Origin of the sequence: Mesorhizobium sp. NZP2234 (assembly GCF_013170765.1) — a bacterium.
Classification (GTDB): Bacteria; Pseudomonadota; Alphaproteobacteria; order Rhizobiales; family Rhizobiaceae; genus Mesorhizobium; species Mesorhizobium loti_D.
In genome coordinates, this window is sequence record NZ_CP033364.1 from 5568515 (window position 1) to 5581896 (window position 13382).

The following is a 13382-nucleotide window of genomic DNA, read 5'->3' on the forward strand; positions in this document are numbered from 1 at the left end:
TTAGTGTGCCTTATGCTAAGCTGTCGGCGATCCCAGGGTCTCGGAGGCACAGAAGATGCGCTACGTTCAGCTGCGGGCCTTTCACCAGGTGGCTATCTCAGGTGGTTTTTCGCGCGCCGCCGAAGCGCTGTTCCTGACCCAGCCCGCCATATCGGATCAGGTGCGCAAACTGGAGGAAGAGTATGACGTTCTGCTCTTCAACCGGAACAAGAAGCAGGTCACGCTGACCCATTCGGGCCAGAAGTTGCTCGAGATAACCCACCGCATGTTCGATACCGAGCAGCAGGCGCTGGAACTGCTGACGGAGTCGCGCGCGCTGCGTTCCGGCACGCTGCGCATCGTCGCCGATGCAGCGCACCATTTGCTGCACATCCTCGGCAGCTTCCGGGCTCGTTATCCCGGCGTCCAGGTTTCGGTGCGCGCCGGCAACACCGAAACGGTGATCAGCAGCCTCTACAGCTACGATGCCGATATTGGTGTCCTGGGCGAGGTGCCGACCGGGCGCGATTTCGAGGTGCTGAAACTGAATTCGACACCGATCATCGCCTTCACCTCCATCGACCATCCGCTGTCGGACAAGAAGTCGCTGACGCTGAAACAACTCGCGCAGGAACCACTTGTCATGCGCGAGCGCGGTTCGAAGACGCGCCAGAAGCTCGAGGACCTGGCCGCGGCGTCGAAGGTCGAACTCAGGCCTGTGATCGAGGCGGAGGGCCGCGAAGCCGTCCGCGAGATCGTCGCCTCGGGTGCCGGCATCGGCTTTGTCTCGGCGGCCGAGTTCGGCCAGGATTCGCGTCTGGTGGCGATCGCCATCGACGCGCCCGAAACCCTGATGGACGAAGCGCTGATCTGCCTGCGCGAGCGTAGCGGCGGCAAGCTCGTGCGTGCCTTTCTCGACATGGCGCGCTCGATGTCGGCGGACTAAGCGGCGGCCCTGATCTCCAGCGCATCCGCCTTCACCCGCTCCGACTTCGGATCGTAGGGGCTGCGCAGATGAGCCATGGCGGCATGGCGCACACCGGCAAGGTCGATTTCGAAACGGCCGTCGGTGAGGAACGCGGCATCGACGCCGGCTTCATTCTCGATCAGCCCGAGCGCCACCGAGCGGCCGAGCGTGTGGCCGTAGGCGGCTGAGCGAACCTCGCCGACAGGCTTGCCGTCGCGCAGGATCAGTTCGCCGCCCCACAACATCGGCTCGGCATCGTCGAGCGTGAACAGCACGATGCGCCTGGCCGGTGCCGCCGACGGCTTTGCCTTGACCAACGCCTCGTGGCCTATGAAGCCGCCCGGCTTGTTCATGGCGACAGCGAAGCCAAGCCCGGCCTGCCAGGGATTGATATCAGGGGTCAATTCCCTGCCCCAGGCGCGAAACCCCTTTTCGATGCGCAAGGCGTCGAGCGCGTAGTAGCCGGCATCCAGGAGGCCGAATTCACGCCCCGCTTCATGCAGCGCCTCGTAGACGCCGACGGCGAATTCGGTCGGCACGATCAGTTCCCAGCCGAGTTCTCCGACATAGGTCATGCGATTGGCATAGGCGGTGGCGTAGCCGATATCGATCTCGCGGATGGTTGCGAAGGGGAAGCCGGCGTTGGAAAAGTCCGCTGACGACAATTTGCCAAGCAGATTGCGTGAACGCGGCCCCATCACAGCCAGCACCGCATAGGACGAGGTGACGTCGGTCAGGATCGCATGGGCATCGGATGGGATATTCTTGACGATCCAGTCGGCGTCGTGGACCGCCTGCGCCGAGCCGGTGACGATGAGGAATTTCTCCGTGGCAAGCCGCATCACGGTAAGATCGCTTTCATAGCCGCCGCGCGCGTTGAGCACGGCCGTGTAGACGGAGGTTCCCACCGGCACATCGACATCTGCGGCGCAGATCCGGTTCAACACCGCACAGGCATCGCGGCCCTGGACGAGCAGCTTGGCAAAGGAGGTCTGGTCGAAGATGGCGACCGCTTCACGCGTCGCCTTCATCTCGCGCTTGACTGCCTCGTGCCAGTTCTGGCGGCCAAAGGCGTAGTCGTTCTCGGCCTTCTCTCCCGGGGCGGCGAACCAGTTGGCACGCTCCCATCCCATCTTGGAGCCGAAGCAGGCACCCTTGACGGCGAGCCGGTCGTAGAGTGGTGAGCGGCGGAACGGCCGTGCGGTATCCAGTTCGCGGTTCGGCCACGGCATGGCGTAGTGCAGGCCGAGCGTCTCCTTGACCCGGTCATGCAGCCAACGCGGATTGTTGTTGAAGGAGGCGAAGCGCCTGATATCGACCGGCCACAAATCCATGGTCGGCGCGCTGTTGACGATCCATTCGGCCAGCGCCCTGCCCGCGCCGCCAGCGCTGGCGATGCCCATCGAATTGAAGCCGGCGCCGACATAGAAATTCTTCAGTTCCGGCGCCTCGCCCAGGATGAAATTGTTGTCCGGCGTGAAGCTCTCGGGGCCGTTGTAGAATTTCTTGACCTCGGCCTCAGCCAGTTGCGGTACGCGGACGAGCGCATTTTCCATCAGGATCTCGAACTGGTCCCAATCGTCGGGCAGCAGCGCGAACTCGAAGTTTTCGGGAATGCCGTTCATGCCCCACGGCTTGGCATGCGGCTCAAAGCCGCCCATGACAAGGCCACCGACCTCCTCCTTGAAGTAGATGAAGCCGTCGGGATCGCGCATGACTGGCAGGTCCGGATGCACACCCTCGATCCTGCCGGTGACGATGTACATGTGCTCGGCCGAGTGCAGCGGCACCGAGACACCGCACATCAACCCGACCTTGCGGGCCCATTGGCCGGCGCAGTTGACGACGATCTCGGCGGCGATGTCGCCGCGATCCGTTTCGACGCCGCAGGCAACGCCGTTCTTCACGCTGATGCCGGTGACCTTGACCCGCTCGAATATTCTGGCGCCGCGGTTGCGCGCGCCCTTGGCCAGCGATTGCGTCAGATCCGTTGGATTGGCCTTGCCGTCGCCCGGCAACCAGACGGCGCCGACCAGATCGTCCGTCGCCATCACCGGCCATAGATCTCCGGCTTCCCTGGGCGAGATGACATCGATCTCCACCCCTTGAGCACGGGCCGAAGCGGCCGTGCGCTTCAGCACTGTCATCCGGTCGGCGGTACGCGCAACCGACAGCGAGCCACAATTCTTCCAGCCTGTGGCAAGACCGGTCTCGGCCTCCAGTTCGCTGTAGAGCAGCGTGGAATAGCGGATCAGGCTGGTCATGTTGGAGTGGCTGCGCAACTGCCCGACCAGGCCGGCGGCATGCCAGGTGGTGCCGCCGCTGAGTTGGCCCTGCTCGAGCAGGACGACATCGGTCCAACCAAGCTTGGTCAGATGATAGGCGACCGAACAGCCGATGATGCCGCCGCCGACAATGACGACACGTGCCTGGGTTGGAAATTCATGTGCCATGAGCGTTCCGCCATGTGAGGGATGGCCGGCACATTAGCACAGGAAAGTCAAATATCAACTCAAAAAGTCACAAAATATCACATCAACATCGCCACGATGAGTCCGGGCCCCTTTTGCGAAAGCGCTTCGACAAGCGCCGGTTCGGGACTGGCGTCGACGATCACTCCGGCAGCGCGGTCGAAGTTTGGAATCCTGAGCGGCGTCAGCTTGCCGAACTTGCTGCTGTCGAGCACGAAATAGGCCCTGCCGGCGAGCGCGATCATACGGCCACGCTGCTCGGCCCCGGCGCGAGTGAAGTCGGTGACCTCTCCGTCCGGCGACAGGGCACCGCCGCCCAGAAAGGCGATGTCGACGCGAAAGCGCGCCATGGCATCGAGCGTGTCGATGCCGGAAGCCGCTTCCTCGCCCGGATCGATCTCGCCACCCAGCATGTGGACGCGCATGCCGGGGACATGGCACAGATGCAGCGCGATCTTCAGGCTGGCGGTGCAAATTGTGAGGTCGCGCAAGCCAGCCATGGCCTGCGCGACAGCAAAAGTGGTGGTGCCGGAATCGAGGAAGACAACCATTCCGTCCTTGATCAGGCCGGCGGCCGCCTTGCCGATCGCCGCCTTGCCTGGGGTATTTTCCTGGCTGCGCAGGCTCATCGCCGGTTCACTCGGCTCGAAGCGGGCGGCACCGCCATGCACGATGCCGAGCCTGCCCTGGTCCGCAAGCAGCTTCAGGTCACGGCGGATGGTTTCGCGCGAGACATCGAAGAACTCGGCCAGTTCGGCGACGCTGACGGAACCCTGGGCGCCCAGCCGCCTGAGGATCTCGTCGTGGCGGCGCGGGGCAAGGGCGCGCGCCGGCAAGTGACTGACGGGAGACATGGCGATCCTCGCGGAGGGCATTGATGTTGCAATATGTGGCAGTGAACGGATATTGACGCAACTGCACTTGGCGTACCGGTTTTGATCAGCCCTCGGTACTGCCTGCCGAGGCTCGTATTTTTCGCGACAGACCGCCGCCCTCTATCGCTTTGACGAGTGTCTCGCTTCCTTCGCGCAGATGTCGCCGCAGAATGCTTACGGCCACCTTGCCGTCATGCCGGCGGCAGGCGGCCAACAGGTCGCGATGCTCGCTCTGCGAGCGCGTACGATAGTCGAGGTTCGACAAGAGGATGCGGACATAGCGATCGGCGGCGTTGTGATGCGCCTCGATCAGGCCAAGCAGGCGCTGGTTGCCGCAGGCATTGTAGAGCGACAGATGAAAGGTGCGGTTCAACGCGCCCCAGCGGCCGACATTGCGCTCCGCATCGATCTGGTCGAGCGCCTGTTCGGCCTCATCGAGCTTGCTGTCCGACAAAGCCGGCACGGACAGCCGCAGCGCTTCGCACTCCAGCAATTCGCGCACGGCGTAGATCTCGCTTATTTCGGCGCCGTCCATCCGGGCGACATGCGCGCCCTTGGTCGGGTGAATGGAAACAATACCCTCCGCCTCCAATTGGCGAAGGGCGTCTCGAATCGGCATGCGGCTGAAGCCGAACTGCTCGGCCAAGTCGTCCTGGCGCAGCGCGGTTCCCGCCTTCAGCGTCCCGCTGGCTATGGCCTCGCGCAGGACATTGGCAACCTGTTCCGCCACGGTCTGCGGCCTCTCAATCAGGCCTTCGGAAAATCCGCGCAATCGATGCTCCCACCTCGGATGGCATCAGCCTAGTGGAAAAGCATCGAGGATATAAGTATCCTCGTGTACAGGATTGGGCTTGGCCGGGAACCGCTTTGATCAATCGACCCGCACGGCAACCACCGCCACGCAGTCGCCGGCCTTGACCAGGCCTGGAAAATGCCGCGCCGCCAGCATGCCCGACATTTTTGCCCAGATTTCCTGCGGGGCGACGCCGGTGCGGCCAACGGAATGGATGCGCGCCAGCACCGAGCCTTCCTGGACGGACTCGCCGAGATCGACCATGGTCTCGATCATGCCGTCGTCCTCGGCGAAGGAGAAGCAATCGCCGGACGGCATGTCCAGCCACTGAGTTCTGCCCTTCTCGACCGCACCAGCAACAATGCCGGCATGGCGCAGCACATTGAGAATGCCGCGCCGCGCGATACGCACTGTTTGCGCGCGTGAGGTGCCGCCGCCGCCAAGCTCGGTGCTGACGAAGACCTTGCCCATTTCCTCCGCCGCCGTGTCGTACATGCCGACGGAATCGATCTCGATCATGCGCATCGAGAACGGGGCAGAGAATGCCGCCACCGCATCGAAGGCTTTCTGCTCGAGCGCCTTGTCGAGCAAAGTGTGCGCGGCGCAGAACGGGACGAAGTCCAGCGTCTTTCCACCAGAGTGAAAATCGAACACGATGTCGGCGCGGGGCAGCAATTCGCGCTGGAAATAGTCGGCGATCTTCTCGGTCACCGTACCATCCGGCCGGCCGGGAAAGCTGCGGTTCATGTTGCCCTTGTCGATCGGTGATGTCCGGGTGCCGGCTCTGAAAGCCGGGTAGTTCATCGCCGGCACGATGATCACCGTGCCACTGACTTGCGCGGGATCGAGCGTACGGGCGAGATCGTAGAGCGCCAGCGGCCCTTCATACTCGTCGCCATGGTTGCCGCCGGAAAGCAACGCCGCCGGTCCCTTGCCGTTGCGGATGACGCAGATCGGGATCATCACCGAACCCCAGGCAGAGTCGTCTCGGCTGTAGGGCAGGCGCAGGAAACCATGCTGGACACCGTCGCGGTCGAAATCGACGGTCGGTGCGATCGGCGACGGGCGGAGGCTGGACAGCGGGCTCAATTCTTCACCACCAGTTTGCGCGGCACATTGGCCAGGCACTCTACACCGGTTTCGGTGATCAAGATGGATTCGGTGATTTCCAGACCCATCGTCTCCAGCCACAAGCCGGTCATGAAGTGGAAGGTCATGCCGGGCTTGAGTTCGGTGCGGTCGCCGGGGCGCAGGCTCATTGTGCGCTCGCCCCAATCCGGCGGATAGGACAGGCCGATCGAGTAGCCGGTGCGGTTGTCCTTGACGATGCCGTATTTCTTCAGGACGGCGAAGAAGGCGTTGGCAATGTCTTCACAGACGTTGCCGGGCCTTGCGGCCGCCAGGCCCGCCTCCATGCCTTCCAGCGTCGCGTTCTCGGCATCGAGAAATTCCTGTGTCGGCTTGCCGAGGAACACGGTGCGCGACAGCGGGCAATGGTAGCGGTTGTAGCAGCCGGCGATCTCGAAGAAGGTACCCTCGCCCCGCTTCATCGGCTGGTCGTCCCAGGTCAGGTGCGGCGCCGAAGCGTCCACGCCCGACGGCAGCAGCGGGACGATCGCTGGATAGTCGCCACCGATACCGCCAACGCCCCGCGTGCCGGCGTCGTAGATCTCGGCGACGAGATCGCATTTGCGCATGCCGACTTCAATCTTGTCGACAATGCGCTGATGCATGGCTTCGACGATGCGGGCGGCCTTGCGCATATAGTCGATCTCGGTCGGGCTCTTCACCGCGCGCTGCCAGTTGACCAGGGCGGTGGCATCGACGAAGCGGGCATTGGGCAGATGCTTCTGCAGCGACGCGAACGCAGCGGCCGAGAACCAGTAATTGTCCATCTCGACGCCGATGGTGAGCTTGCCCCAACCGCGATCGATCACCACGCTTGACAGGAAGTCCATCGGGTGGCGCTCCGTCGACTGCACGTAGTGATCGGCGTAGCCGATGATGTTGTCATGCGCGAGATAGGCGGTGCGTTTGGCGCCATTGGCGTCCTGGCCTCGGCCATACCACACCGGCTCGCCCGAAGGCGGCACGATGACCGCCTGGTGTACATAGAACGACCAGCCGTCATAGCCGGTCAGCCAGGCCATATTGGAGGGGTCGCTGATAACAAGGAGATCGACGCCCTTGACCTCCATGGCTTTCCGCGTTTTCGCGAGGCGATCGGCAAATTCGCCGCGCGAGAATTTCAGGTTTGGTTGCATTGTTCTTGGTCCTCGTTTGTGGGAGCTTGAGCACGATCCTTTCGGAAAACGGGTTTCCACTTTTCCGGATCGTGCTCCTGCGACCAGCGTCAGCTTTCAAAAATGGTTCCGGAGTTGGTCGCCCGCGCGCGGTCGCGGGCGAGCGTGGCGATCGCGGTGTCCTGCACGCCAGTGCCGGTCAGGTCGGCGATGGTGATGTCGCTGGCCGAGCGCCGGCCATGTTTGACGCCGGCGATGACCTGGCCGAGTTCAATGACTTCAGCATCAGCCGGCATCACTCCCGCCGCGATCGCATGGTGGAGTTCGCCCAGCCGCCGTGTCTGGCGGGCGCTATCAGCGACATAGAGATCGGCCATGCGCAGGATCGCCGGCGCGATCTCGTTCTTGTGCTCGGCATCCGAACCCATGGCGGTGATGTGCTGGCCGGCGGACACGAAGCCGGGCTTGATCAGCGGCTCGGTCGACGGCGTGGTGGTAACGATGATGTCGGCGCCGGCGACGGCGCTTGCCGCGTCGGGCTCGGCGCGCACGACAATGCCCAGTCTTTCGTGCAAGCGGGCAGCGGCGGCTTCGGCCTTGGCGGCGTCGCGCGCCCAGATGCGGGCCTCCTTGATCGGCCTGACAAGGCGCAATGCTTCCAATTGCAGACCTGCCTGCAAACCGGCGCCGAAGATCGCCGCCACGGTGGAGTCCTCGCGCGACAGATGTTTGGCCGCGACCGCACCGGCGGCGGCGGTGCGGACATCGGTCAGGTAGCCGTTGTCGAGCAGCAGCGCCTCGACCACACCGGTCTTTGCCGAAAGCAGCACCATCATGCCGCCGCCGCTCGGCAGGCCGAGTTTTGGATTGTCGAAGAAGCCGGAGCCGATCTTGACGGCAAAGCCGTCGATACCGGGTACGTAAGCGGACTTCACGTCGACTTCGCCGCGACGCTCGGGGATGTCGAGCCGCAAGATTGGCGGCATCGCCACCGGTAGAGTGGCAAGTGCGCGGAAAGCGTTCTCGACGCAGGCAACGGCATCGAGATCGAGCGTCACGATCTTGCGCAGCTCTCTCTCGGTGAGGATCGTCATCCGGCTCATGCGGCACGCTCCGCGATCGCCTCACCGCAGATGATCTTGCGGTGCGCGTTCATGTCGATGTTGCGGCCGGAGAGCAGCACCACCACCGGCCCCTTCGTCTTGACCTTGCCGGCGAGCAGCGCGGCGATGCCGACGGCGCCGGCGCCCTCGACGATCTCGCGCTCCCGCGCATAGGCGTGGCGTATGCCGGCGGCGATCTCGTCCTCGCTGAGCAGGATGACGTCGTCGAGCAGGTCGCGGCACATGGTGAAAGTCAGCCTGTTGTCGAGGCCGATGCCGCCGCCGAGCGAATCCGCCAACGTCGGCAATTCCTCCACCAGCACAGGCCGGCCGGCATCAAGGCTCGCTTTCATCGCGGCACCCCGCGCCATCGACACGCCGATGATTTTTGTTCCGGGGCTGACACCCTTGACGGCGGCAGCTACACCGGAAGCCAATCCGCCGCCGGAAAGTTGCACCAGTACGAGACCGGCATCAGGAACCTGCTCGATCATCTCCAGCCCGAGCGTGCCTTGCCCGGCGATGATGGCGGGATGATCGAAGGGCGGCAGCATCACCAGTCCCTCCCGCGCCACCAGCCGCTCGACCTCCTGCTGCGCGTCGTCCTGGCTGTTGCCGACGATGCGGACCTCGGCGCCGAGCCGGCGGATTTCGTCGAGCTTGTTCCGGGGCACCAGACGCGACATGCAGATCACGGCGCGCATGCCTTCGAGTTTCGCCGCATGCGCCAGTGCCCGGCCGTGATTGCCGGTCGAGGCGGCAACGACGCCCCGCGTCTTCTCCTCCGCGCTGAGCGACGCGACGGCATTCGAGGCGCCGCGCAGCTTGAAGCTGCCGGTGGTCTGGCGGTGCTCGAGCTTGAGGTAAACCGGCACGCCAAAGCGTTGCGAAAGGCTTGGGGACGTCACGGTTGGCGTCCGCTCGACCTTGTTGTGAATTCGCTCGCGCGCGGCATGGATATCGCTGAGGGTCACTGTCGCCATAGTCGTCAGTCGCGCGGCAAAGGCAGCGTCATCAGACGGCCGAATTCAGGGTGGGCTGTGTCATCGCCACACAGCCGCAAACAATTCCAGGCACTGGCCTGGTTGCTGGTAACCACCGGGCGACCGATCGCCTTTTCCATCCCTGTGACCGCAAGCGCGCCGCGCAGCGCCGTGCAGGATACAAACAGGGCGTCGGCCTGTGGGTGAGTCACTTGCCGCGTAAGATCGACAAGCGCCGCTGGCGGAATCCGCGCCATCTCGCGATCGTCCTCGAAGCCGAGACAGGTGAAGCTGGCGATCTCGAAACCACGCGCAGCGAAATACGTCGCCATCGGCCTGGAGGTTTCGACCGTGTAGGGCGTCAGGATGCTGATGCGACGCACGCCGAAGGCGTTCAGCCCGCGCACGCCTGCCATCGGCGGCGTGACCACGGGAATGCCTGACTTGGCGGACTGAATCGCCGCCTCGATCTCGGCATCGCCGATCACCACCGAGGCCGAGGTGCAGGAATAGCAGATCGCGTCGAGCTTCTCGCCGGGCAGGATCAATGCCGCGCCTGCCGTCAGCGCCGGCTGCATCTTGCGCAGGTTTTCCGGCGTCGTCGGATTGGCATAGGGGATGCGCGCGACATAGACGCCGATCCGATCGCTTGCCACCATGCGGCGAAAGTCCGGTTCGCTGGTGTGATCCGTGGCCAGGATGATCAGGCCGATACGCTTGTCGAGCGGACGATCGTCGAGCAATGGCCGCTTCGGATGGACTGTGATTTCGGGCAAGGGTTTCATCGGTTACCTCTCGATCTTGCCGTAACGACGCTCCAGCCAGCGCAGCAGCACGACCGAACAAAGACTGATGGCGAGGAAGAAGGCGCCGACCAGCGTGATCGGCTCCAGATAACGATAGTAAGTGTTGGCGACGCTTTTCGCCTGGTTCATCAATTCCAATACGGTGATCGCAGAAAGCAGCGGCGTCTCCTTGAACATGGCGATGAAATAGTTGGCCAGCGCCGGGATCATCGGTGGGATGGCCTGCGGGATGATGATGTGCGTCCAGGTCTGCCGGGCGTTGAGGTTGCAGGCCTTGGCGGCCTCCCACTGGCCGCGCGGCACATTGTCGATGCCGGCGCGGTAGACCTCCGCCGTGTAGGTGCCGTAATGCAGCCCAAGCCCGATGACGCCGGCAACGAGCGGCGGCAGAAGAATGCCGATGTCGGGCAGCACGTAGAAGATGAAATAGAGCTGCACCAGGAGCGGTGTGCCGCGGATGAATTCGGCCGCCCAGCCGACGCTACGCGACAGCACCTTGTTGGGCGACCGGCGCGCCAGCGCAATGCCCAGCCCCACGATCGCCGCCAGCACCGAGCCGAGCAGCGTCGCCAGTATGGTGATCTTCACCCCCTGGATCAGCGTCGGCAGGATCTGCCGGACAAAATCCCAATCCCAATCCATCAGCGAACCTTTGCCATCAGCGCGCCCCGACCATCAGACACGCACTCCGTCGAGGCCGCGCGCCATGCGGCGCTCCAGCGAGCGCACGCCCCATGAGATGAGCAGCGCCAGGATGAAATAGATGACCAGGATGGTGGCGAACGGCACCATGGTATTGCCGGTCTGTGCACGCACCACCTGCGCCTGGAAGGTGAGATCCGCGAGCGAGATCAGCGAGACCACCGAAGTCGCCTTGAGCAATTCGATGGCGTTGTTGCCGAAGGTCGGCAGCATCACAAGAAACGCCTGCGGCAGGATGACGTGGCGCAGGCCTTGCCAACGGCCGAGATTGAGCGCGATGCAGGCTTCATGCTGTTCGCGGCCGATCGATTGCACGGCGCCGCGCACCACTTCGGCGGCATAGGCGCCGACATTCAAGCCGAGTGCCAGCACGCCGGCTTGCAGCGGGGTCAGTTCGAAACCCACCAAGGGCAACACGAAATAGGCGAAGAACAGCTGCACGAAGATCGAGGTACCGCGGAAGAACTCGATGTAGGCGGTGGCGAGCGCGCGCAGCACGAGGAAGCGCGACAGCCGTCCCATGCCGGCAAGAAAGGCCATGATCAGGGCAAGCACCGACCCCATCAGCGTCAGCTCGATGGTGACAAGCGCTCCCTGCAATATCAGGCCGAAATAGCCGGACCACTGGGTCATGTAGGTTCCAACGTTGGCGTTTAGCTTCCTTCTCCCCGCCTGCGGGGAGAAGGAAAAAGAAGGCGCCTACTTCGCCGCGCAGAGCTTGTCGCGCGTCGTCGACATCGCGGCGGCGGCCGAGAAGCCGTAAGGCTCGATGATCTTGGCGAACTCGCCCGACTTCTTCATCTTGGCGAGTTCGACGTCGAAGGCATCGCGCAGCGCCTCGTCGCCTTTCTTGAAGGCGGCGCCGTCGCAATACACCGGCGCGCCCTGCACCGGCGCGATGACCTCTAGGTTCGGATCATTGGCCTTTTTCATCAGATCGTTGATCGACAGGACCGGCAGCGAATACGCGTCGATGCGGCCGTCCTGTACCATCTTCAGGCCGCTCTGGCCGTCCGGCACGACGATGACACGTTCGCGCGGCACGCCGGCGTTGAGCGCCAGTTTCTCCTCGGTGCCGCCGCCGGGCGCGCCAATGGTGGCGGACGTGTCCTTGGCGACGTCCTCGTAGCTCTTGAAGCCCTTTGGATTGCCCTTTTTCACCAGCATCGCCTCGGCATCGCACAGCACGGGTTCGGAATAGGCAACCGCGGCGCAACGCTCCGGCTTCATGAACAGGCCGGCGGTGACGACGTCGAAGCGACCGGCCTGCAGGCCGGGGATCATGGCGCCATATTCGGAAATCGAGGCAACGACATCGGCGACACCCAGCCGCTTGAATATCTCGCGCGCCACGTCGGGCGCGGCTCCCGAAACCTTGCCGTCGGCGGCGACCGCCGTATAGGGCGGTTCATTGGCGATGGCGAGGCGGGCGAAGCCCTGCGACTTGAGCTGCTCGAGCTTGCTGTCGTCGGCCGAGCCCGGAATCGAGGCGGCCAGCACCGCCGTCAGTGCAAGGCCGGCGACGCCGGCCAGAATGCCAAGTTTCTTCATTGTTCCCAACTCCTTGTTTCTTGGTTTTGTCATTTGGTTTTGATTGCGGGACGGCTACGCCTTCCCGCAGGCATGGCGGTCAGACGCGATGTCCGGCCGCGATGATCTTCTTCAGGAAGCCTTGCGTGCGCTCCTGCTTGGGATGGCGGAAAATCTCGTCGGGCTTGCCTTCCTCGACGATCTTGCCGCGATCGAAGAACAGCACCCGGTCAGCGAAGTCGTGGGCAAAGCCCATCTCATGAGTGACCAGCAGCATGGTCATGTCGGTCTCGGCGCAGAGTCGCCACAAGACGTTCAACACCTCCTCGACCAGCTCCGGATCGAGCGCCGATGTCACCTCGTCGAACAGCATGATCCTGGGCTGCAGTGCGAGCGCCCTGGCGATCGCCACGCGCTGTTTCTGGCCGCCCGACAGCTGCGCTGGCATCGCCTTGGCCTTGTCGGCCATGCCGACCATGTCGAGCAGTTCTATCGCCCGCTTCTCGGCGGCGGCGCGCGGCGTGCCCTTGGTCAGCATCGGCGCCAACGTCACATTGTCGATGACGCTCTTGTGCGGAAACAGGTTGAACAGCTGGAAGACCATGCCGATCTTCTGGCGCATCCTTGCCAGATGCCGCTCGTCGGCCGGCAGCAACTGGCCGTTGCGCTCCATGTGGTAGAGATGCTCGCCCTCGATCTGGATGTGACCGCCGTCGATGCGCTCCAGCGTCATCAGGATGCGCAGGATCGTCGTCTTGCCCGAGCCGGAGGGGCCGATCAGCGCCAGCTTCTCGCGCGGCATGACCTGCATCGACAGGCCGTCCAGCACCTTGAAGGCGCCGAAGCTCTTCGAAATGGCATCGACCTTGATGATGGGTGCGGACAAATGAATTTCCCCGTCCTGGAGAAGCCTGTGCCCTTAACGATGCG

General features: G+C 63.7%; 13 protein-coding genes. 1 reads left to right on the top strand and 12 read right to left on the bottom strand.

Annotation, left to right across the window (positions count from 1 at the left end; all coding sequences use genetic code 11):
- Positions 1-55: 55 nt before the first annotated feature.
- A complete protein-coding gene (locus EB230_RS27415; protein ID WP_056564771.1) occupies positions 56-925 on the top strand; it encodes a LysR substrate-binding domain-containing protein in 870 nt (289 codons plus the stop codon).
- Here EB230_RS27415 and EB230_RS27420 read toward each other — a convergent pair.
- From EB230_RS27420 to ehuA, 12 genes are all read right to left on the bottom strand, one after another.
- Positions 922-3399, bottom strand: coding sequence for an FAD-dependent oxidoreductase (locus EB230_RS27420; RefSeq protein WP_172374294.1), 2478 nt, complete (start codon positions 3397-3399; stop codon positions 922-924). The genes EB230_RS27415 and EB230_RS27420 overlap by 4 nt on opposite strands.
- A 77-nt stretch (positions 3400-3476) precedes the next feature.
- The gene (locus tag EB230_RS27425) at positions 3477-4271 is read right to left on the bottom strand and encodes a DeoR/GlpR family DNA-binding transcription regulator (protein WP_056565732.1); all 795 of its coding nucleotides are present in this window, start codon (positions 4269-4271) and stop codon (positions 3477-3479) included.
- A gap of 85 nt (positions 4272-4356) precedes the next feature.
- Entirely contained in the window at positions 4357-5064 is a 708-nt protein-coding gene (locus EB230_RS27430) for a GntR family transcriptional regulator (RefSeq protein ID WP_056564778.1), read from the bottom strand.
- Between the two features lie 99 nt (positions 5065-5163).
- Positions 5164-6165, bottom strand: coding sequence for a N(2)-acetyl-L-2,4-diaminobutanoate deacetylase DoeB (gene doeB / locus EB230_RS27435; protein ID WP_081294756.1), 1002 nt, complete (start codon positions 6163-6165; stop codon positions 5164-5166).
- 5 nt (positions 6166-6170) lie between these two features.
- Positions 6171-7349: an ectoine hydrolase DoeA gene (gene doeA, locus EB230_RS27440; RefSeq protein WP_056564785.1), complete on the bottom strand. Its 1179-nt coding sequence runs from the start codon at positions 7347-7349 to the stop codon at positions 6171-6173.
- Between the two features lie 89 nt (positions 7350-7438).
- Positions 7439-8431, bottom strand: a complete 993-nt coding sequence (locus tag EB230_RS27445) for a cyclodeaminase (RefSeq protein WP_172374295.1) — start codon at positions 8429-8431, stop codon at positions 7439-7441.
- The gene (gene eutB, locus EB230_RS27450; protein ID WP_056564792.1) at positions 8428-9414 is read right to left on the bottom strand and encodes a hydroxyectoine utilization dehydratase EutB; all 987 of its coding nucleotides are present in this window, start codon (positions 9412-9414) and stop codon (positions 8428-8430) included. The genes EB230_RS27445 and eutB overlap by 4 nt, the downstream gene beginning before the upstream one ends.
- A gap of 5 nt (positions 9415-9419) precedes the next feature.
- The gene (gene eutA, locus EB230_RS27455; protein WP_056564796.1) at positions 9420-10199 is read right to left on the bottom strand and encodes an ectoine utilization protein EutA; all 780 of its coding nucleotides are present in this window, start codon (positions 10197-10199) and stop codon (positions 9420-9422) included.
- A gap of 3 nt (positions 10200-10202) precedes the next feature.
- Complete coding sequence (ehuD, locus tag EB230_RS27460; protein WP_056564800.1) at positions 10203-10862, bottom strand: ectoine/hydroxyectoine ABC transporter permease subunit EhuD; 660 nt, start codon at positions 10860-10862, stop codon at positions 10203-10205.
- Positions 10863-10895: 33 nt separating this feature from the next.
- Positions 10896-11555 (bottom strand): ectoine/hydroxyectoine ABC transporter permease subunit EhuC, encoded by a 660-nt coding sequence (gene ehuC, locus EB230_RS27465; RefSeq protein ID WP_056564803.1) that lies wholly within the window; start codon positions 11553-11555, stop codon positions 10896-10898.
- 66 nt (positions 11556-11621) lie between these two features.
- A complete protein-coding gene (gene ehuB, locus EB230_RS27470; RefSeq protein WP_056564808.1) occupies positions 11622-12473 on the bottom strand; it encodes an ectoine/hydroxyectoine ABC transporter substrate-binding protein EhuB in 852 nt (283 codons plus the stop codon).
- Positions 12474-12552: 79 nt separating this feature from the next.
- Positions 12553-13338: an ectoine/hydroxyectoine ABC transporter ATP-binding protein EhuA gene (ehuA, locus tag EB230_RS27475; RefSeq protein WP_056564810.1), complete on the bottom strand. Its 786-nt coding sequence runs from the start codon at positions 13336-13338 to the stop codon at positions 12553-12555.
- Positions 13339-13382 lie beyond the last annotated feature (44 nt).